This window comes from Thalassotalea atypica (assembly GCF_030295975.1).
Taxonomy (GTDB): Bacteria; Pseudomonadota; Gammaproteobacteria; order Enterobacterales; family Alteromonadaceae; genus Thalassotalea_F; species Thalassotalea_F atypica.
Genome location: NZ_AP027364.1, coordinates 2,022,144 through 2,044,149 on the forward strand (window position 1 = coordinate 2,022,144; position 22,006 = coordinate 2,044,149).

Annotated in this window: 16 protein-coding genes; 15 read left to right on the plus strand and 1 reads right to left on the minus strand. The window is 37.1% G+C overall.

From position 1 onward, the window contains the following. Window positions 1–36 precede the first annotated feature (36 nt). Window positions 37–1,161 carry a DUF3083 family protein gene (locus QUE03_RS09390; protein WP_286267416.1) on the minus strand — a complete coding sequence of 375 codons (1,125 nt, stop codon included), beginning with the start codon at window positions 1,159–1,161 and terminating at the stop codon, window positions 37–39. Between the two features lie 313 nt (window positions 1,162–1,474). Between QUE03_RS09390 and QUE03_RS09395 the strand changes: the two genes are divergently transcribed. From QUE03_RS09395 to QUE03_RS09465, 15 genes are all read left to right on the plus strand, one after another. Beyond that, window positions 1,475–2,005, plus strand: a complete 531-nt coding sequence (locus tag QUE03_RS09395; RefSeq protein ID WP_286267806.1) for a DUF3750 domain-containing protein — start codon at window positions 1,475–1,477, stop codon at window positions 2,003–2,005. 280 nt (window positions 2,006–2,285) lie between these two features. Then, window positions 2,286–2,855, plus strand: a complete 570-nt coding sequence (locus tag QUE03_RS09400; RefSeq protein ID WP_286267418.1) for a Pvc16 family protein — start codon at window positions 2,286–2,288, stop codon at window positions 2,853–2,855. A gap of 5 nt (window positions 2,856–2,860) precedes the next feature. Then, window positions 2,861–3,787, plus strand: coding sequence for a hypothetical protein (locus QUE03_RS09405; protein ID WP_286267420.1), 927 nt, complete (start codon window positions 2,861–2,863; stop codon window positions 3,785–3,787). Between the two features lie 19 nt (window positions 3,788–3,806). Then, complete coding sequence (locus QUE03_RS09410) at window positions 3,807–5,390, plus strand: phage tail sheath family protein (protein WP_286267422.1); 1,584 nt, start codon at window positions 3,807–3,809, stop codon at window positions 5,388–5,390. Between the two features lie 47 nt (window positions 5,391–5,437). Then, window positions 5,438–5,896 carry a phage tail protein gene (locus tag QUE03_RS09415; RefSeq protein ID WP_286267424.1) on the plus strand — a complete coding sequence of 153 codons (459 nt, stop codon included), beginning with the start codon at window positions 5,438–5,440 and terminating at the stop codon, window positions 5,894–5,896. Between the two features lie 52 nt (window positions 5,897–5,948). Next, a complete protein-coding gene (locus tag QUE03_RS09420; RefSeq protein ID WP_286267426.1) occupies window positions 5,949–6,428 on the plus strand; it encodes a phage tail protein in 480 nt (159 codons plus the stop codon). Window positions 6,429–6,431: 3 nt separating this feature from the next. Next, window positions 6,432–6,611: a DUF5908 family protein gene (locus QUE03_RS09425; protein WP_286267428.1), complete on the plus strand. Its 180-nt coding sequence runs from the start codon at window positions 6,432–6,434 to the stop codon at window positions 6,609–6,611. Further along, a complete protein-coding gene (locus QUE03_RS09430; RefSeq protein ID WP_286267430.1) occupies window positions 6,612–7,307 on the plus strand; it encodes a CIS tube protein in 696 nt (231 codons plus the stop codon). A 2-nt stretch (window positions 7,308–7,309) separates the two neighbouring features. After that, the gene (gene vgrG / locus QUE03_RS09435) at window positions 7,310–9,097 is read left to right on the plus strand and encodes a type VI secretion system tip protein VgrG (protein ID WP_286267432.1); all 1,788 of its coding nucleotides are present in this window, start codon (window positions 7,310–7,312) and stop codon (window positions 9,095–9,097) included. 24 nt (window positions 9,098–9,121) lie between these two features. Beyond that, window positions 9,122–9,421, plus strand: a complete 300-nt coding sequence (locus tag QUE03_RS09440; RefSeq protein ID WP_286267434.1) for a PAAR domain-containing protein — start codon at window positions 9,122–9,124, stop codon at window positions 9,419–9,421. Window positions 9,422–9,423: 2 nt separating this feature from the next. Next, entirely contained in the window at window positions 9,424–9,846 is a 423-nt protein-coding gene (locus QUE03_RS09445; RefSeq protein WP_286267435.1) for a GPW/gp25 family protein, read from the plus strand. Next, on the plus strand, window positions 9,843–13,862 hold the full coding sequence (locus QUE03_RS09450) for a baseplate J/gp47 family protein (protein WP_286267437.1): 4,020 nt from the start codon (window positions 9,843–9,845) through the stop codon (window positions 13,860–13,862). Before QUE03_RS09445 ends, QUE03_RS09450 begins: the two co-directional genes overlap by 4 nt. Window positions 13,863–13,869: 7 nt before the next feature. Continuing rightward, window positions 13,870–14,754, plus strand: coding sequence for a hypothetical protein (locus tag QUE03_RS09455; protein WP_286267439.1), 885 nt, complete (start codon window positions 13,870–13,872; stop codon window positions 14,752–14,754). 9 nt (window positions 14,755–14,763) lie between these two features. Then, window positions 14,764–17,295: a hypothetical protein gene (locus tag QUE03_RS09460; RefSeq protein WP_286267441.1), complete on the plus strand. Its 2,532-nt coding sequence runs from the start codon at window positions 14,764–14,766 to the stop codon at window positions 17,293–17,295. Continuing rightward, a complete protein-coding gene (locus QUE03_RS09465) occupies window positions 17,285–21,988 on the plus strand; it encodes a contractile injection system tape measure protein (protein WP_286267443.1) in 4,704 nt (1,567 codons plus the stop codon). The genes QUE03_RS09460 and QUE03_RS09465 overlap by 11 nt, the downstream gene beginning before the upstream one ends. The last annotated feature ends 18 nt before the right edge of the window (window positions 21,989–22,006 follow it).

Sequence of the window (22,006 nt, forward strand, 5' to 3'; positions counted from 1 at the left end):
CTTTGTGGTTTGATGATCAGTCGTTTAAAAGAAAAACTACACTTGCATCATAATGTGTTGATGAACACGAACCATAATATCATCACTGTCTTTTTTCCAATTAACCTCATCAGCAAAGGCTCTAACCGCATTGATGGCTTGGTTAACAAATTTACCGTAGTTGTGATGAGTTTCATCGCTATTATCTGCAATAAAGACAAAACGTAGTGTATCTACCAATTTGTCGGCATCCCAATGCACGCAAAAACGCGTTTCAGCATTGTTAGGGTTTATGCCAATGGAAATAAGCTCGCCGCGGATTTCTGATGTTTCGCTTTCGTCATATCGAACAAATGGTGAAACGCCATTTGCAAGCAATGCGGCTTGGTTAATTTTGTTGGCATTACATGACGAACTGAATGCCTGTTCAATTTTTTCATAAAGCTTAGTAAAAGGTGTATCTGACGTATAGTCAATATCGGCACCTTTCAATAATCGACGTGCCATTGGAATACTGGCTACAGCGTAAGTAATTGACGTATGCTCATCTTTTATATCTTGATCTTGGCTTTTATAACGATCAGCTATTTCACGGAAAGTGTGGCTAAGCGTATTACTAGCACCTTTATCACGTGCGAAAACATCAAAAGTTAAATGCTGATGATCTCGTAGTTTAATTTCATGCTCTGCTAGACCAATGCTATTGGAAATGTCTTTAACAGCTTTATACACCTGATTATGGAATTTTCCTGAGTTTAATCTTAGCTCTTCACCTGTTGCTAAGAAGAGTACTTTTACTTTACGAGCTCGTACATTTGCGTCGAAGTAGCATTTGAACGTACTGTTGTGCTGTGGGCAGTAGAAGAAAAATGATTGTTGTTCAGAATGCAGAACTTGTTGCTCGCCACTATACCTTACACGGATTAAACGGTTATTAGCGACAAAATTTACATGTGCAAGTCCATGCTTTTCGACAATTTCAAAGATCTTATGTGATAGCGTTTGGTAAAATTTTTGGTAAGGTTTAGCTGATGACTCGTCAACGTTGCCGCAAACTAACTCAATTAATTTATCGGTAAGTGGTATTTCAGCTAAAATGTATTGGTTGTCACGTGAATCACTTGGCAAATACACGTGTTCTCCGGCGCGATGTTTCTTTAATATTGATGACGAACGTCTCATAATCCCTCTCTAATCTATTCGTGATTGTACTCATAAAATCTATGGCTACTTTATACCACATTTACTCAAAATAATTAATAATAATAAGGAATTATATGACCAAAAAATCGTTTGCTATTGTTTAGGATGACAGCAACATATTTGTTTCATTTTGATGTCATTCTTTTTAAAAATTTATTAATGTTTTCAGACGAAAGGTCTGCTTACAAATTACCATTATTGTTTCTTTTGTCTGTGCTCAGATTTGTTAACCTACGCAATAATCAAATTAACATTTTATGACTTTTAATCTTTGTTAGAGATAAAATACATGATGAATCGTATTGTCTTGTTGTGCTTTGTATTGTTGCTGTCTAGCTGTAGTAATCAGGATTGGCGAACGGCAAGTAGAGAGCCTGCTGGAATAGCTTCTACGCCTAAGGAAGATACTAGGGCGGTAATTGAATTTTATGCTGCTGATGCCTTTAGCTGGCGAGGTTGGTTTGCGGTTCACCCTTGGATTGCATTAAAGGGAGCTAATGCATCGCAATATACGGTCTATGAAGTGATTGGTTGGCGCTTGAATCGTGGCCTTTCCGTAGTTAGGGATTATAAAACAGAGACGCCAGACAGATATTGGTATGGCTCAAAACCTAAGTTATTACTTTCAATAAAAGGAGAGCAAGCGGCTAAGCTTATCCCTAAAATTCAAGATGCGATTCATCGTTACCCATGGGCAAATGAATACACGGTATTCCCAGGACCAAACAGTAACACTTTTGTTGCATGGGTAGGGCAGCAAGTCCCAGAGCTTGAATTAGACTTACCATTTAGCGCAATTGGCAGTGGCTATATTACAAAATAGTCCCAAGCTTAAATCCCGTAAAAATCCCATTTACATGATCAATTGCGTGAATTGCCACACCTCCTTAAAAGACAAAACCACATAGCCATAGTTTTTTAACGTTTGGTAAACAGCACCAATCAATAACATAACTGCCAAAATAAAATTTTTATGTCAATTTTTTGAAATAGAAATTATTTCTACTATTGTTATTAGCACCCAATGCAATTTAGATGCATGGGAGGTGATTTGGTTTAAATCACTTTTACTAGGAAAGTAACAATAACAGGGAGTGTTGTCTTTGTTTAACTTGGCCGTATCGCATATTGCTAACTATTTGAACCAGTTTCTACAGCGTCAGTTTGAGCTGCATGAAGATATAGTTGTGGTTTCAAACTTGGTTGGTATCGACGGCGCTTCACCTATTGATATTCAAAATAGAATCGTTATTTCAATCATTAATATTGAAAAAGATCACGGCTTCAAAAATCAAAGACAAGCTTTACCCGGGAAAGACAGTGTCGGCGTTAAATCACCTCCGCTTTATATTAATTTTAATATTATAGTTTCTGCTAATTTTGCAAAATATTCCGAGGGACTAAAGTTACTGTCTGCTACCTGTCAGTATTTTCAAATCCAACCTGTTTTTGATCACCATAATTCTCCCGATCTCGATGCCAATATCCATAAGCTAATCTTGGAATTTGAAAATTTAAGCCTTCAAGATCTCAGTAGTTTATGGAGTATCATTGGTGGTAAATATCTTCCCTCTGTTATTTACAAACTCAGAACCGTGATATTGAATTCAGACAATATCATCGGGCGTAAAGAACTTGCTGATTCTCCTTCTGTCGATGTAGGTGCCGAGTAATCGCCATGCATAGCACTATTGTGAATGTATCAGTTAGACACGACTACTATGTAGGCGGCTTTTTGCAGGCGTTTGATTATCAATTAAGTAATCAATCCAAGATCCTATTTCATAATGCTGATGCGATTTTTCGAACACATATTAACGGCTTTGAAATATTAGCGACAGAGGAAACGCGAAACATATTTCAAGAGTTGGTTAATGAATACGAAACCGACGTTATTGAAGCTAAAAAGGTAAACGTTAACAAAACGAAAAATGACGAAAAAGTCGCATTGCCGACACCGCCTGCAATTATTGTCAGGGCTTATGATGTAGATAGACGTTTTATTCAATTAACAAGTACATCCATACGCCCTAATAACACATGTTATTTCATATCCAACATAACTGCCCAGTTGAGTAATTTACCATTTTTACATGTTAATCAATATGTTGGTGAAGAAAACGTTAAGAGTTTAAATCATGTTGAACTGATGCCTTGGTTAGTTAGAAAGGACTGGTTTAATACACCTGTCATCCTCTTTTGCTTTTATCTTTCCGATGTTTTGCTCCAATTGAATCAAAACCAAGAAAGTGACCATGGCCTTAACTACACCATAGGCTTTGAACCAAGACAAAACATTTGGAAGTATCTAATTTTTGGTGCGGAAAAATATCAAGGAATCACAATCAAAGATTTAGATAACAACGTCAACTTTCAATTTGAAGGAAGCGAAACTGTAGGTGGAAAAACATCATTAGTTTACACATCTAAAGAACCAGTAAAACTCAAGGAAAATACTAATCAACGCTTTCAGCTAAAAGCTGAAGTTAACGAAATAGAGACCATATTAATAAAGCGGCTGCCTTTAGCGTCAATAACGCAAGTAAATTCGAAGACACTCAATGGTAAACAAACAGTAGTATCTGAAATATTTGTAAATTTATAACTAATTTGAGGAAAAAAAGATGGGAACCATGAAAACACCTGGTGTTTATATTCTAGAAAAAAATGCCTTTCCTAATTCAGTGGTTGAAGTAGCGACAGCAGTACCTGCTTTTATTGGATATACAGAAAAAGCGATAAAAGACAAAAAGTCATTGACTAAAAAGCCGATTCGAATTTCATCGATGGCTGAATTTCACAATTATTTTGGTGAGGCGCCACAGCCGACGTTTTATATTAAAGAATTTAAAGGTGATGGTTCAGATACTAAATTGGAATCCGATCTTCAAATAGGTTCAATCAATTATACATTAGAACGATCTAAGTTTTCCCCTGTATATCGCCTGTATTACAGCATGAAAATGTTCTTTCAAAACGGTGGTGGGCCATGTTATATCGTTTCTGTTGGTGACTACAAAAGTGGAAATGATGCGATTGAAGCCATAAAAGAAAGCGACATGACAGATGGCATTAAAACACTACTAAAAGAGCAAGAGCCTACCATGGTCGTTATACCTGATGCGGTATCGTTAAGCACAGGGACTGTTTGCTATACCGTACAACAAGCAATGTTAAAGCACTGTGGTGAAGTCATGAAAAGCCGAGTTGCTTTACTTGACGTCTATAACGGTGCAGACGGTGGCGATTCGGTTAAGGAGTTTCGAGATGGAATTATTGGTAATAGATTAGATTTTGGCGCGGCATATTACCCGTGGTTAAAAGCCAATGTCGTTGCAGAATACGAAGTCAGTTATAAGAACTTTAGTCGCGAAACAGATGAAACAGACGACGGCGGAGCGGCGAAACTGGTTGATATCATTATAAAAGATGTTGGTGTTAGTGATGCTGAAATTGCTGCATTGCCAGAAAAGGAACAACCCCAAGCTCAAGAGAAAAACGATAAAATCCAATTAATACTTGATGATGAAGTGATCAAAGACGATGAAAAATCAAAAGAGCTTGATAACAGCTTAAAAGCAATGAGTGATGAATACAAAATGCTACTTAAGGAAATTCAAAGTGCATTGAATTTGATGCCGCCATCAGGTGCTATGGCAGGTATATACACTGCCATTGATAATTCACGAGGTGTTTGGAAGGCGCCTGCCAATGTCGGCGTCAATGGTGTTAGTGGACCTTCAATTGAAATTTCACATGAAGAACAAGAAACCTTAAATGTTGATGTAAATGGTAAGTCAATCAACGCTATTCGTTCGTTCATCGGTGAAGGAACGCTTGTTTGGGGTGCAAGAACACTTGATGGCAACAGCCTAGATTGGCGCTACATCAGTGTGCGCCGCACGATGATAATGCTTCAGCAATCGATAAAACTTGCTACCAAGGCTTATGTCTTTGAAGCCAATGACGCCCAAACTTGGGTTACCGTTAAAAGCATGATCAGTAATTTCTTAACGGGTATCTGGAAACGAGGAGGACTCGCTGGTGCATCTCCGTCTGATGCCTTTAGTGTTCATGTAGGGTTAGGGGAAACCATGACACCTGAAGATATTTTAGAAGGGATCATGAGAGTTTCTGTTTTAGTTGCCATGACCCGGCCAGCAGAATTTATTGAAATTACCTTTAAACAACAAATGCAAAAATCTTAATTTGCATATTAACTCATTTAAGTAAACGTCTAGTTTAGGAGAACATCATGGCTGATGATGGAAGTGCACAATCAACAACAGTATGGCCAATGCCCAAATTTCACTTTCAAGTGAAGTGGGACTCGGAGGTCATGTCATTTCAAGAGGTTTCAGGCTTGGATCTTGAAGCTCAAATCATTGAGTATCGCTCAGGTGATAGCAAACAATTTTCTACAGTGAAAATGCCAGGCATACAAAAATCAGGCAATGTCACCATGAAAAAAGGGGTATTTAAATCAGACAACAAGTTTTGGGATTGGTTTAGTCAAATTAAGATGAACACCATTAAAAGAGTACCAGTCACTATTAGCTTGCTAGATGAAACGGGCGCACCAACAATGGTTTGGACTCTAGCAAATGCTTGGCCAACAAAAATAACAGGGACTGATCTTAAGTCCGACGGTAATGAAGTGGCGATCGAGTCGATAGAAATTGCACATGAAGGTTTAGTGATTGCTAATGGTTAGTTAATTGCTAGTTGTGTTGTTAACAACACTTGCTTTGCTAAGGAGCTTAAGTTTGTCTTTATCTGTCCCTTCATTATTGAAAAGTGATGAATATCCACCACCAGCATTTCACTTTAAGGTGGTTTTCTCTGCCACGGCTGGACTTTCTGATACGGCGTTTCAGGAAGTCTCTGGCATTAGTTCGGAAATAGATACCGAAGAATATGCAGAGGGCGGTGAAAACAGATATCTACACAATTTACCCAAAGCTGTTAAACACCCCAAATTGGTGCTTAAACGCGGTATTGCGAAGCTAAGTTCGCCTTTGGTGATTTGGTGTAAAAGTGTTTTTGAAGGTGATTTTATGGTGCCAATTGTACCCATGCCGATTCTCGTATTTTTGGTAAACGAGAAAGGCATGCCAAGCCGTATTTGGTCTTTTGCCAATGCGTATCCGGTCAATTGGGAAGTTGAAACATTTAATTCAACTAAAAATGAAGTAGCGATTGAGAAGATTGAACTTAGGTATAACTATTCAAATCGGATGCTTTAACTTATGAGTTTAGAAATAAAACAATTGGTTATTAAGTCTGAAGTTAAAGACAAAGATAATAATGAAATCGCACAAGTAAATGGTGCTGATATTAGTTGTGAATTGGATGAATTTAAAACAGAGCTACTAAATCATTGCCGTAAAATTGTAGCTGAACAACTACGAAAATCTAAGGAAAGGTAAGTGAGCGGTATTAGTACAGGGTTGAAACAAAAGTTAACCATTAATGAATGTAAGCTCAACGATGGTCAAATTTCTATTGTTCAAAGCAATAAATTTGAAGTGATGTTAAATCCGTCAAATTATTCGCATAAGCAGTCTATTTGCTACAATAAGAAGAAGACATTGGGGCAATTAGGCAGCGAAAATAAATTTAACGCACTTAATTCAGATAACGTTAACTTTTCCATTATGATTGATGGAACTGGAGTCGTAAATCTACCTATTCCAGGAATTGGCTCACCGGACGTTAAAACCCAAATTAGACAACTCAATAGTGTTGTTTATAAATATGACGGTAATGACCATGAACCGAATCAAGTTCGCTTACTATGGGGTAGCTTTATTTTATTTGGTCGCTTAGAGTCTATGACGACTGACTTTACCTTGTTTAAGCCCAATGGCGATCCTTTACGCGCCAAAGTGAATTTGGCGTTTGTTGGCTTTTTAAGTAAAGAAGAAGAGGCATTAAAAGCAAACCGTTCGTCCCCCGATTTATCGCATTTAATTGAAGTAAAAGCAGGCGATACACTACCGTTGCTTTGTTATCAAGTTTACAAAGATTGTAGCTATTATCGAGAAGTGGCCAGAGTAAACAACTTAGTTGATTTTCGCCACTTACAGCCTGGTACCAAACTCCACTTTCCGCCCTTGAGATAATCATGGCCGACTCTCCAGCACTTAACTCTAGCGGTGTGATCAAATGCACCATTTTTAGCGAAGGAAATTCGTTAAACCAAAACTATCGGTTGATATCCATTGTTATCGAAAAGAGGATTAATAAGATTGCCAGAGCTGAATTAGTGTTTAGCGACGGTGATATGCCCAACAAAAAATTTCCGTTAAGTGATGCTGAAGAAGTTAGTCCAGGAAAAAAAATCACTATCAAAGTGGGCTATGGTAATTCTGAAGATCAGATTTTTGAAGGTATCGTGATAAGACACGGTTTGCATATAGATGAAAGCACATCAATATTGAAAATACATTGTTTCGACGAGGCGTTGGCAATGACTGTTGGCCGCAAAAACGCCAATTTTATCGATTTGAAAAACAGTGACATTATTTCTCAAATCCTCAATCAATATAACCAAATTACTAATGAAGTGACTGAAAGCACCACTAAATTTGCTGAGCTAGTTCAATACAATGCTAGTGATTGGGATTTTATGGTGGCAAGGGCAGAATCAAGCGGTTTATTGGTGGCTGTAGAAGACGGTAAAGTGTCAGTTTTTAACCCAAAAACACAAGGTGATGCTCTGTTAACGGTTACATACGGAGAAGACTTGATCGAATTTGAAGCCGATATTAACGCCCAGCAATTATATAAAGAGGTTAAATCGATTGGTTGGAATTTAGATAATTTAGCAACACAAGAAGAAGCAATCTCTTCTTTAGCTCTCAACAAACAAGGGAACCTAACTGAATCAACGCTCGCTGAGATATTAAAACTTGATTCATATAGGTTACAAACTACTGTGCCATTAGAGCAATCTGCACTTAAAGAATGGGCGACCGGACAGCAACAAAAATCCAGTCTCTCTAAAATATGTGGTCGTATGACATTTCAAGGAAGTGCAAAGGCGAAACTTGCTGGTGTTATTGAAATAAAGGGTGTCGGTAAACGATTTAGTGGCAATGTATTTATCAGTGGTGTGCGTCATGAAGTGGTCAATGGCAATTGGATTACCGAAGTCCAGTTTGGCTTAGATGCAAAATTTTATACCGATGAGAATAATGTTCATAGCTCAAAAGCTGCTGGCCTAACACCAGGCGTTGAAGGGTTAATGACAGGAATAGTAGAACAGTTAGACGAAGATCCTCAAGGGCAAAATAGGATCAAAGTGGTGGTACCCGTTTTACAAGCTGAAACACAAGGAGTGTGGGCGAGGCTAGTTCAATACTACGGTTCGTCGGGGTTTGGTAATTTCTTTATTCCCGAAATTGGCGATGAAGTGGTGCTTGGCTATTTCAATAATGACCCTTCAAATCCTGTTGTTTTGGGGAGTTTATATAGCAGCAAACACACGCCACCTTACGATCTTACTGCTGATAACTTTATTAAGGCCTTAGTAACTAGAAGTGGTCATAAGGTGGAATTTGATGATGATAAAAAAATTATCACTATTGTCACACCGAGTGAAAACTCGATCGTTTTAAGTGATGACGATAAATCAATCACCTTAGCTGACCAAAATAGTAATACGGTGACATTAAATACCAGCGGTATTGCGTTAGACAGCCCCAAAGACATCTCAATCAAAGCCAAGGGGACTATTAATATTGATGCTGTAGGGAAAATCTCGGTTTCATCAAAGGCAGATATTGCGCAGTCAGGTTTAAATATAAGTAATACTGCCAACGTTGGTTTTACTGCAAAAGGTAATGCAACTGCCGAACTATCTGCATCGGGACAAACCACCGTAAAAGGTGCGATCGTCATGATTAACTAAATTAGAACAATGTAAGGATAAATTATGCCTCCAGCAGCAAGACTTACCGACTTACATGCCTGTCCTATGGTAACACCTGGCTTACCGCCGATCCCTCATGTGGGCGGTCCAGTTATAGGACCTGGTGTTGTCACTGTATTGATAGGAAGTATTCCCGCTGCTGTAGTTGGTGATAGTGCTATTTGTGTTGGCCCTCCTGACACCATTATAAAGGGCTCGGCGACTGTAATGATAGGTGGAAAACCTGCAGCCCGAGTAGGTGATAACACTGCCCATGGTGGCTCAATTGTTATTGGTTTACCGACTGTGATCATAGGAGGTTAATAATGAGTGAGTCTACAACATTATTTTTAGGCAAGGGTTGGAGCTTTCCTCCTACGTTTAGTCAACAAAATAAACGTGTTGATATAGTTTCCTATGAAGACGACATTTATCAAAGCTTAATAATCATCCTTTCTACTAATCCTGGAGAAAGAGTAATGCATCCGACTTTTGGTTGCGGGCTAAAATTGATGGTGTTTGATGTTATAACGGAAAGTACTGTGACTGAAATCATCGATCTAGTGGAACGAGCGATTCTGTTTTTTGAAACACGTATAACGCTCAATGAAGTCGTTGTAAATATTGATGACTTTTATGAAGGGCGGATCGATATTTTATTGGACTATACGATCAGAAAAATCAATACCAGAAGTAACATGGTTTACCCATTTTACTTCTCTGAAGGCACGGACTTGCCATCATCATGAAAAACAAAATATCAGACGTTAAGCGATATAATATTCATCGTGTTTCTTTTCAGGAACAAAGGTACCCGCCTGCTTTAGAAGACAATTATGCGTTGGTTGATGATGCAACATTTGAAGAGTTGCTTGCATACAGTGCTGAGTTGTCGAGTTTATTCAGTTTTTATAATCTAAACCTTCAACGCGAGGGGGATTGGTCTTCTTTATTTGAACACAGTAAAGTATCAATTTTTGCAGATATTATTAGTTATTGTGATATTAGCATTGAGAAAAAGTCGTCAAGTTCAGCCTGTATAGGTGCCAATGAAAAAGCACAAATGAGCTATGAACATGCAGTTAGATTAGATCAGTGGTATCGTCGTTTATGCGCATATGGGCAACATGAAGGCAGTATTTTAGCCGAAGAAATAAAAAATCTGGTTGAGGATAAACTGGCTAGGGAAATTCATACGTTAGGATTCTTAATTGAGCGTTTTCCAACTTTTCTCAACGTTAATATAACGCAACCTTTTCATGAGTTTGATCGTCTATGGAAGTTTGGCCTTTCATGTGATGATTTATTTCCGTATTCAAACGTAGATGATTCGATTAATAAAGAGCAACTTCATACCGTGAATGACGGTATATATTTGTCTGTTGTAAGCCGTATTTCGTATCTTAAGTCTTTATGTGCAACTCAATTGTGCGAAACTTTATCTAAGCAAGAACATGAACCAACCATCGCACTTTTCATTACGTTTCTAACGCTTTATGAACAAGTTCAAAATAAGATAAACGCATATGCATCAAATCATCGGGATCATTATTATTTTGAACTATTAGAAATTAGGAATGAACGCGAAAACTTTGAACGCGCCATATTGAGGGTTGAGCCCCAAGTGCAAGTACCATATGCCACTATTGTTAAAGGTCAACAGTTTAGAGACCAAGCAACAACGAGGGACAGTAACCTTTTTAAAAGCCAGTCTGATTATTTAGTCAGCCAGATGAAAGTTGAGCAATTGTTTACCGTTTATCTAGAGCGTGATAGCTATATTTCACCTGAGTATTTGTTTAATTATGTGACTCGTATTAAGCGAAATAACCTGCTGCTGCAGACATTAGAACTCGATGAATCTGAATTGAAAAGTTGGCCTCTCTTTGGGAAAAACAGTCGTTCGTCATACAAAACAGAAGGAATAGATGCCGATTTAGGTTTTGCTATTGCATCCAATTCGTTTCAATTGAAAGAAGGTTGCCGGGCCGTTTCGTTAGAGTTTGAACTTGTTGAAAAAGATGAGCATAACTCAACGATAAATCACACGTTAATTCAAAATGCAGAGCGCAAGCAAACAGCCTTACCACATCAGCAAGAAGCGCTGAATCTGCAATGTTTAAGCAATTGTTTTCATGAAGTATGTAAATCAATGTCATTTGAGCCGATCATGAATTTTGATGAATTGAGCATGAGAATTAATCGTTGTTATATCAGCAATTACTTTGGACAAAGTATCAAGAGGCAACAAGATGCTCTATTGAAGTTTTTCCTTTTGAACTTGTTAGAGCATTCATTTGCTACTAAAGATTACTTCTTTGCAATTGGTAAAATCTTTAATCGTCAACTTTTATCTAAAACTCAATGGTTAACTAGCAAAGAGTTGTCACAAATTCTTGTTATTAATCAGGAGAAACTTCTACAGCAAGGCTTTGAAAAAGTCCCCTATGAAGCTATACACAATATTTTAACAAGTGTTGAGCCTTACGAACACAATCATATTATCAGCAATGCATTTACATTAAGAATTACCACGGAAAGTGGCTGGACAGAGGTTGATCATCAACGTTTGGAAATACTACCTAATGCTAACGGGAACTTTCAAATAAAAGTAGTATTGCACTTATCTGCTGGTGAAGAGTCGGTGATAGGTTATCAACCGGAAATTCATGGGGAACATTTTCATTCCAAGTTACCAATATTGAAATTTTCTCTTAACAGCGGGGCTAATTTTTACGCTTATTCGTTATTTTCAGATTTTAACCTTTCCGTTCTCACCATTGATACGCGCGTTAAAGATCTCTCTACGTTTGTTGCTTTTAATCAATATGGGCAAATTGATAGTAGTAAACCGTTTGATGTCTTTGGCCCGATCCCTCATCAACATTCGTATTTAATGATAGGTAGTTTTGAACCGGCTAAAAAAAATATCACAGAATTATCTTTGAATATTCGATGGGGAAACCTCCCGGCAATATCTGGTGGTTTTTATTCATATTTTAAAGATTATGATCTACATATCGACAATGACAGTTTTAAGCTGTCGCAATCTATTTTACAAGATGGTCAATGGAAATTCGTTGATAATATCAACATGTTCTCAATGGAGGATGAAGAATTTCTTTCAAAATATAAAACATTAAAATATCGTATGGCCGAAGTTATTTCACCAATTCGAGAGCACGTCAGTGAGGAAGATTTTAATGGCTTTACCCATGTGAAAAATGGGTTCTATAAGTTTTCTTTATCAGAGCCATTTACGGGGTTCGGACATGATGTATACCCTAAAATTATGTCTTCGATAATGACCCAGAATACCAAGTTAAAGGTACCGAAAGAACTACCTCAAAAACCTTTTACACCCAATATTGAGTCGTTATCACTTGATTATAGTTCAACAGAAAAAATAGACTTTAACCTTAAGAAGAAAAATAGAAATTTTTCAAAAAGTCAGTTTATTCACTGCCACGGTAATGGCAATACTCTGGCTCATATACAAAGTAAAAATTTCTTGCCAACCGTTTTGCCTGATTTTTGCAAAGATGGTTTCTTATACATTGGCCTTTCTGGTGAAAAATTACCCCAAACGCTTTCCTTGTTTTTCCAGTTACTTGATGACAGTACATTACAAGTAAAAGAGAAGACTCCAGGCATTGAATGGGCTGTTTATACGCTATCTGGCTGGGTTAATCTTTCAACAAACCAGATCTTACATGACGGCACTTCATCCTTAACTGTTGCGGGAGTCGTGACACTAAGTTTGCCCGCGAATATGGCCATTGATATCAATGCCGTACCTAATAATCTCTATTGGGTAAGACTCTCAGCGGATGCTAGTTTAGAGTATTTTTCCAGCGTAGCGCGAGTGGTCACCAACTGTATTGAAGTAGAACGCATTCATAACGGAGAAGAAAAACATCAAATAGGTAACAAATGGACGCCAAGCATTCCAATCGAAGGTATAAGAGGCTTAAAGGCAGTAATAACGCATAGACCTTTGCATTACCAAACCAATAAACGGCAACTAATAACATCTACAAGTGAATCGTTACGACACAAAAACCGATTGGTAACACCATGGGATTATGAACGGTTTATTTTGAATAAATTTCCGGAATTGCATTTAGTTAAATGCTTTTCAAACTTGTCTTCTCGATCTGTAGAGCCTCAGCCAGGCAATGTTTTGATAATTGTTGTTCCAAAACTAAAAACATCACAAAACATATCTGACGGTGTGCGAGCAGATACCACATTACTCAGAAGCATATACCAAGAAGTTAAACCTTATATCTCTGGTTATTCAACCATTGAAGTCAGTAACCCAAGATACGAGCGGATACAGGTAAGGTGTTCAGTACTTTTTGATAACCCAATACTTTCAGGAAAATACTGCCAAGAACTTAATGAAAAAGTGTCTGAATATTTTAGTGTATGGAAATCAATAGGAAAACCTATGTTATTTGGCTGGCAGCTTACTTGCGAAGAGATTGTTTCTTTCATACTGCAACAAACGAATGTTTCTGCGGTAACTAATTTTTCTGTTTTGCATATTTCTGAATATGCCAAAAAACGTTATGTGCTTAACGATACGGTAACCATGAAACAGCAAGGCGTGACAGTAATCGAATCTACCTATCCGTGGTGTTTACCTGTACCTGATAAGGTGCATGCCATAGAAATTCTGTCGGAAAATAAAGTACAAATGGCTAATGTTACAGGCATTAATGAAATGGAAATTGGAAATAACTTTATTGTCGGGAGTTAACCGGAATATGGCAAAGCGTGATAGAGAAACTTTAAAGCGATTCTTTCAACGGGGGGCTTTACCTTCAGCAGATCATTTTTCAGATTTTATTGATTCATCATTGAATATGCGGGAAGACGGTTTTAGCAAAACACCTGAAGAGGGTTTTCAAATATCTACTTTGGCGAACAAAAATTCGTTAATCAGCTTTTATCAACGTAATGACTTTAATGAGCCAATATGGTCGTTCAAGTTTAATGAAAGCACTCTAAATAACTTGGATCTGGTACAAAAGATTAACGAAAAGCAACCTCGTAATATAGTGTCATTTAATCCTTTAGGTTATGTCGGCATCAATAATGACTCTCCTGCGCGAGCGCTAGATGTCAATGGTAATATCAGAGCACATGGCAGGGAAGGAGCTGAGCCAAAAGTTGTTTATGCCGATTCTACATTTTATGATATTACTGAAGGCCTAGACGGCTGTCATGCCATTGATGTAGTGGCTGGAGTTGGTCTTAAATTCTCAGGCATGTATGCACTCTTACACGCAACGGCAATGAACACATTTCATCCAGATAATTTGTTCGAAAAAATATTTTCATTTAAAAAAAGGATTAAAAAACAGCACAGTTATTATTCTTCTTTTTCCCACCGAATTAAGTTGCGATGGCACAAAAAAGTTGATGGAAAATATTATCTACAATTAGGAACTCATTGCGATTATTCAAAAAAACACCAAGACACAGCCAAGTCAAATAGTGAAAAAGTCAGGGTCAGATACCACTTAACATTTCTTTGGCATGATCCGTTTATGTCGAGCTGCTTAGAAACAGCGCCGGATGAAAACACCTTGGATAACGTGAAAGCTTCTAATAGCGATACAGCGTCTAATGCAGATAAGTGCGAGTAAGGCCAGCGGATGAAAGCCGAATCAGTATTTATAGACAAACACAGCCTAGTTGACCCATGTTCATTCGACGCGCTTAAAAAACAAGGCTTATTAAAAGTACAAGAACTATCAGGGCATGTTTGGACGGATTATAACGTACATGATCCCGGCGTTACTATTCTTGAGCAACTCTGCTTTGTACTATCTGATGTCTCTTATCGTGCAGGTGCAGATGTTACTGATTACTTAGGCGAAAATACAGTAAAGCAATTATTAAACCGCTCCTCGCTACTGGCACCGGAAGATGCATTTCCGTGTCACGCTACGACGTTAATGGATCTAAAGCAAATAATACTAGACGCTGTCCCCGAATTGGACAATATACATATCGAAACAATAGGAGAGCAACCTTACCGTTTTGGTTTGTACAACGTATATATCAGCATCAGTCCATTAGCCAAGATAGAGAACTCAGACATCGAAAAGTCCGCCCTCAAACATAGGGTCTTAGCTTGTTATGGTGCCAACCGAAATTTGTGTGAAAACATAAATGAAATACATATCAGTGAAGATGTTCCATTTACCATTGAGGCTGAAATTGAAGTTGACGATAGCAATAATAGTGCTGAAGTTTTGGCAAACATATACTTGAATTGCACCCATAAAATAGCCAATCAAATTAGTTCAAGTAAAGCGTCAGAGGACACTAAAGAATTATCATTACAGCAGTCATTGATTGGCCCAAGCGTTATTCATGAACGTCAACACTACGATATTAGCCATAAAACGATAATCCCAGTATTCGAATTTTATGCGGTAATCAACGAAATTTCTGAAGTCAAAGCAATCAAATCGTTATCATTTTTCGACAAGAAAGGAAATCGAGTTGATGCCTTATCTGTAGAAAACTATAAACAGCATATTCGTCTTACACTCCCTGACAGTTCTGAAGGTATTAAAATTAATCTGGTTGCTAATGGACGGATTATACCGACTAATTTTTCAAATTATCAAATGAAATATCACGAGTTAATCACCGAACATTTCAGTAATAAATACCATAAAAGGCAATTTGATGATTTTTCCAAAAAAACCAAAAGCAAAGAACTTTACCTAACACAATATTCAGGACTTCAAGATCAATTTCCTGCGAACTATGGTATTAATTTTCGAGGTATACCGATTTCATATACGGCTCAACGCAGAGCACAAGCATTTCAGTTGAAAGGATATTTGGCGATTTTTGAGCAGATCATACTAAATCAAATCCATAAAATAGATGAAATAAGATATCTCTTTTCGCCATTATTGCACGTCCATAAAGATCCAACTTCAGTTTTCCTAAATAACAACATCATCCCGGATTTTGATCAAATCAAAAACGAGAATTATGAGCAAAAACTAATGGAGCAGGATGGCAGGTTCAGTAGTTTTTATCGGCGTGCTAATAAAGTTGTCGATTATTTGCTTGCATTATATGGTGAGGAGTTCGGTCAATATATATTTCAGCAATATGGTACGAATAATGGTAATAAGATTACCGATAGAATCGCCTATGAACATAAATTAAGGCTGTTATCACATATTGGTAAGGTAACCAAAAACAGACTTAAAGCAACGGATGTAACGCAATTTGCCTGGAATACGGATAATATTAGTGGCTGGCAACTTAAAGTCAGCATTTTACTTGGGTTTGGTTGCTTGAAGTTACAATCGTTAAGCTTTGGTGTCTTTAGAAACGACGTAAATATAGATTTTGCTCAAGACCATGAAAGTAAAGATAAACTGGACTCAGCGTTGTCAGAGTCATTTTTTGATTTTCATATTGATACAGAAGATATATATCAACACTTCCACGCCTTACCTTATCAAGCTATAAAACAAGTGACTCTGACGTCGATTAACAAGTATTTCCCGCTTAAATTTACTTGTAAAGAAAAACCTATCAGTCAACGTTTTCTTCAATCAGCGACTAATATTGAAAATTATAAAATAGGACGCTTTACTCAAGGAAATTCTGATATTTCAGCAATAGAGTCATTTGAAGATTTGTCCCATATTGCTTTTTACGACCAAGAAGAAAATAGCCACTTTTCAATTGGCAGTTTTCAAGACTTAGCTACCGCCATCACCGCAGCTAATACATTAATATCCTACTTCCAAAGTATCAGTAAACAATCTGAAGGTATGCACATTATTGAGCACAGCCTCTTGGCTCAATACAGTGATGTAGAGCAATTGAAAGAGAATTATCCAATTAGCTTTTTTGGAAGTAGAGTGACAGTTATATTGCCAAATTGGACTGCTAAAACCTCTACTCGAACTTTTCAAAAACTGGCAGAGGAAACAATTGCTATGCATTGTCCTGCGCATATATACCCTATGTTTTTGTGGTTAGATCTAAGACGAATGTATCACCTGGAAGTGCGTTACCGGAAGTGGCTTAAGGCTATAGCAACTAATGATGTTGATGTAAAACAGACAAATAAGCTCACACAGCAATTGCTTCATTTTATCTACCATCTTCACATTAGTGAAGAGAGGGGGGTAAATGAACAATAACATTGTCATAGATCAAGCAGCGCTTGAAGTAACTTTTCAAAATCATACTCAGGCAACAAGTTACGAGCATGAATTGACCGCAATTTGTCAGGATTCGTTATTGCCCATTATTGAACGTAAGCTTAGCTCGGCATTGTCTTTAAAGTCGCAAACTATTGACTACCTCGAGCTTAATTTGGGCACGCTAAATAGCGCAAATTTGCAAAATGAGATGACATTCAGATTGGCCTTTGAGTTAGAACGGATTTTAGGTGAAGTAAATAGCAATAAGTCTAAAAATGAACAAGACTTAGTCAAGTTATGCACCAAAAAAGAAAAACTACAGGATTCAGAAAAGTGTCAATTAATCAGCTGGCTACTTAATGTAGCCAGCTTTTCAGACAAAGAATTAGCGGCACACTACCAAGATATATACAATTTGTTGAAGAAAGTAATTGAACTACAGCCACGTATTATTGCAATAGTTTTACGTGAGCATGTAGATAGCATTGAAAACGTAAAGCGTCTAGTCAGTTTGATTGACCATGAACAACTAACGAAAATTTTTAAAGAATTGTGTAAAAAATTGAGTACTGAGAAAATTCATTTTCTGCAAGAGATTTTTAGTAAAACGATTGAAAATAGAGAATTGACTACGGCGCAAAAATATCATACAGAGCAGTTACTTGCGTCGCTTATTTGCTTCTCAGCCCAATCTAACTTCAGTGGTTTTGATGCTTATAACATAAAACACATAATTAGAAAATTAGGACTAAAACTAGAATTTAACACCATATCTGATGATACATTATCATCTATATTCACAGAGCCTTCGCATTGTCGAAGAGTTAACCAAGCAATTGTATATGAAAATAATGAAGGCTGTTCATTGCTGAGCGGATTTTCCAGAGCGTTAAAAACAAATGATCGCGATGCTTGTAGAAAATACCTAGAACTTTTGCTACTTAATTCTCCACTCGCACTAGTTGAATTTATTCGATGCTATCAAAATAAGCAGTTGATCATTAAAACATTGTGCCACCATTTACTAGATAAACAGCTGATAAATGTCATTACGCATTATGACAAAGAGCATACAGAATTAGTCGATTGGCTGCCATTTTTTACCCTGTCGATATCATTAGAAACATTGCCTTTGTCCTCGATGAAAATTAGCAGACAAGAAAGTAAAAGCATTGCATCAATAATCGCCAAAGAGGCATGGCGACATTTGTTTTGGTCGATAACGCTTGAATATCTCTTTGTTCAAAAAAGACACCTTAATACTCAACAAGCATTTTTGTGTTACTTACTCTACAACTTGGCCAACAACAATGGTTTAAAACCAACGTCGTTGCTTGAGTATTTTCGTTTTAGCATCCGCAGTTTATCAGGAGCTAATTCTCTTAAATGTTTGTTGGATAGTTTATTTATAACACTAGAAAGTGACTATGAGTCTGAATCGGTGAAACAAAAATATATCAACGATATTGATCAGCAAATTGTTCACCATCAAGACATAGAGCTATTGATAGAAAGTACCTATAAACTAAAAAATAATAGAGAACAGCAGTTAAATCGAATTGTGATTTCGTTACTAAACGGTTCGTCATTTACCAAGTTGATGTTATTTCAAGCGTTAAAAGCGCAAGTAATAAAGGGTATTGGGATTGACGTTCAACTGAGCAATAAAACACTATCTGAGTTACTAAAAACTAGCCTGATGACATTAAGTCACTGGAGTCAAGAAAACAGCAATCAGCTATTGAACTCAATAAATCGAATAGCGGTAAATGAGCATGAAAAGTCAAAGTATTACCTATTGTCACTCGAAAAAAACTTACTAAATGAGGCTATTGATATAAGGCTGCTAAGCCAGTATGTGCAAAAAAATGTCCTAAATTCAGGTCTTGACCAAACTAACTCTTTATCTGCTACTAGCCATTATGATGCTGAGCCAGTTGAGAGGAATGAAATTGTAAACTACTTAACTGAATTTTTAGAGCCTAACAATGCGTTGGCTATTGCGATGAAAAGCTCTGAACGAGCAAAACTATTTCACAACGACATGGTTATGGGAGCGCTTGAGCAGTGCCCTGATTTTTTGCGCAAAAAAGTCGAACACGCACTACATAATGAGACATCATTTTATAGTTTCATTCAGCACTTGAAAGAGTCATTGTTAATTCGATTAGCTATGTTACTCAATAGTAATCGATTTGTTGATATCTACCGTCGTTACAAGTGGTTATATATGGCTACGTACAACAGCGTCTATTCAGGAGGTAACTTTAATTTATTGAAATGGAATCACTTATTTCTTCAGTTGCAGGCTGATGTGCATTTCGATAATGGCGTTGATGGTGTAGATAGCTGGGTCAAACAGGTTGCTAATAAAGTAGATAAACCACGCAGACTGACTAAAAATATCATCATGAAAAAACTATCATATTACATCGATGAAAAATATCTTGATGATAAAAATGTGTTGGATTTTTTTAGAACAGATACCACAAATCAGCTCGTAAATTCCGCACGTGAAATAGACTTTGAAAAGAAATTAAGCCCAAAACTGTCAAGCAATCACAGTGAATATAATTACTTTGAGTCAATACTATTCACTCTGTTTACCAGGAAAAACGCTAACATTTCGATGTCAGCGTATATCAGAGTCTTAGAGGCAAGTGCTGATATAGTCAGGCAATACTTCACTCAATACGTGGGGAATACTCAGCATCGCAATTGTTTCATTAGCAACATATCGAACAATGCACTTCAACAGACCTGTTCGATATTGTTCAACGAAAAATACGATGGTCTATTGTGCAAACTGTTTGATGAGTTATCTTTAAATACTTATTGCGGTGGGCTACAAGGCACAAAAAGTGTAGACCGCATCATATGGTCTTGCTTACTGAGTTACTTTCATAATCAAGGGACTGAAGACTTCGTACTTGAACAGTGTATTGATTATTTATCTACCGAGTTTCAAAGGAATAATATTTATTTAACCGAGCCCGGTGTATGCCTTGACGATAATGCCAACGTTCGAAACCGATATTGTGCTATGTGGGAAAAAGTCAGAAATCGTCAAGCATCAAGTGGTGACAGTGAAGATACTACAGCATTAATGGCTAAACGTGAGAAATTGAGTCAAATAAAGAATCAGTTCTTAATATTACCCATTTCCGCAGAGTTACTTTCTAGTATTGGTCAAATGTGCAAGCAATGCGCTATGGAAGCACTAGCGTTTTACAACTGGCTAGTGAATTGCCAACTTTCAAAGAAAAACCTTAATGCATTATCGGTTAATCAGCTTAATGAACTAATTAAAAACTATTTGAATTTGATCATCCAAGACAAGCAAACATGTGCTGATTATATGATTCAATTGGCGACATATATTACAAAGCATAGCTATGAAAAGCAGGCCCTAATTTATAGTTTAATACAATTAGTCACAACGAAGTTCATAGATTTTTCGAGTATTGAAATCCAAAACCGTATTAATGATTATCAAGAGAATAAGAATATTCCAAGCGACGAGACTTATAAAAAGCTCACTTTGGAAAAACATTCACCTGAACTTGCTAAACTGCCCGCATTGAGTGCTGCCCTTAAAGCGGGAAACGCTCAGAAAATTGTATTTGAAATACAACAATACATCGAAACGCATGCCAATCATTATGAGTTAATTGACTTTTTGACTAATGATAACGTGTTTATGCAGCTAACCAATTGTGTGTCGGAATCTGACTTACTTATCATTTTGTCTTATTTTAACGTTAAGAGCTTAGGTAAGACGCTAGAATTGACCACAATATTGCAGATGCTGCTATCGAGGAGGAACATTGGTGTTACTCAGGCAGAAATAAACCTGCATCAATGGAAAGTTATTTTTGATTATTTCCTAATTCAAGGACTAAGTTTTAATCTTGCCTGGTTTATTCATCAATACTTTCATTCATATATTCTTAAGTACAAAAACGTATCTACTCAATTGAGCTCTGAGCTTGAATTACTGATCAGTGAACTTTCGTTTTATCAACTTGGCTTTGCTGAAATTTCTTTCAAAAAGACTGTTGAAGGGTTAGTTAAAACCCTATCGGGAAATATTTCAAATGAAAGGGGGCAAGCACCATTAGTGGCAACGGATACTCATCAACAAGATAATGTGAGAGATGACGCATTTAAACATGATAAACCACAAATCGCGTATATCAATAATGCAGGTTTAGTGTTGTTATCTCCATATTTACCTAGATTATTCTCGATTATGGAGTTGACACAACACGGAAAATTTCGCGATCAATATCACCAAACAAAAGCAGTAAATGTCTTACAACATATTATAGCGCCTGAACGCGAATTTCATGAGCATCAACTGGCATTAAACAAATTAATGTGTGGCATGGAGTTAAGCCAAAGCGTAAAGCCAGATCCCACTCTGAGCGATAAACAAAAAGAAGTCATCAATGATTTACTCTCTGAAGTAATCAAACAATGGCCAGCACTTGGAAATACCAGTATTAATGGTTTACGCCAAACATTTTTAGCCAGGGAAGGTGCATTGTATAGGGAAGAAAACAACTGGCATCTTGACGTATTACCAGAGCCATTTGACATCTTATTAGACGGGCTTCCATGGACCTATTCAACGTTTAAGTATTCTTGGATGACGGGTTTATTATCAACTACATGGAGGGATTCATAGTGAATCCGGATAACGTAC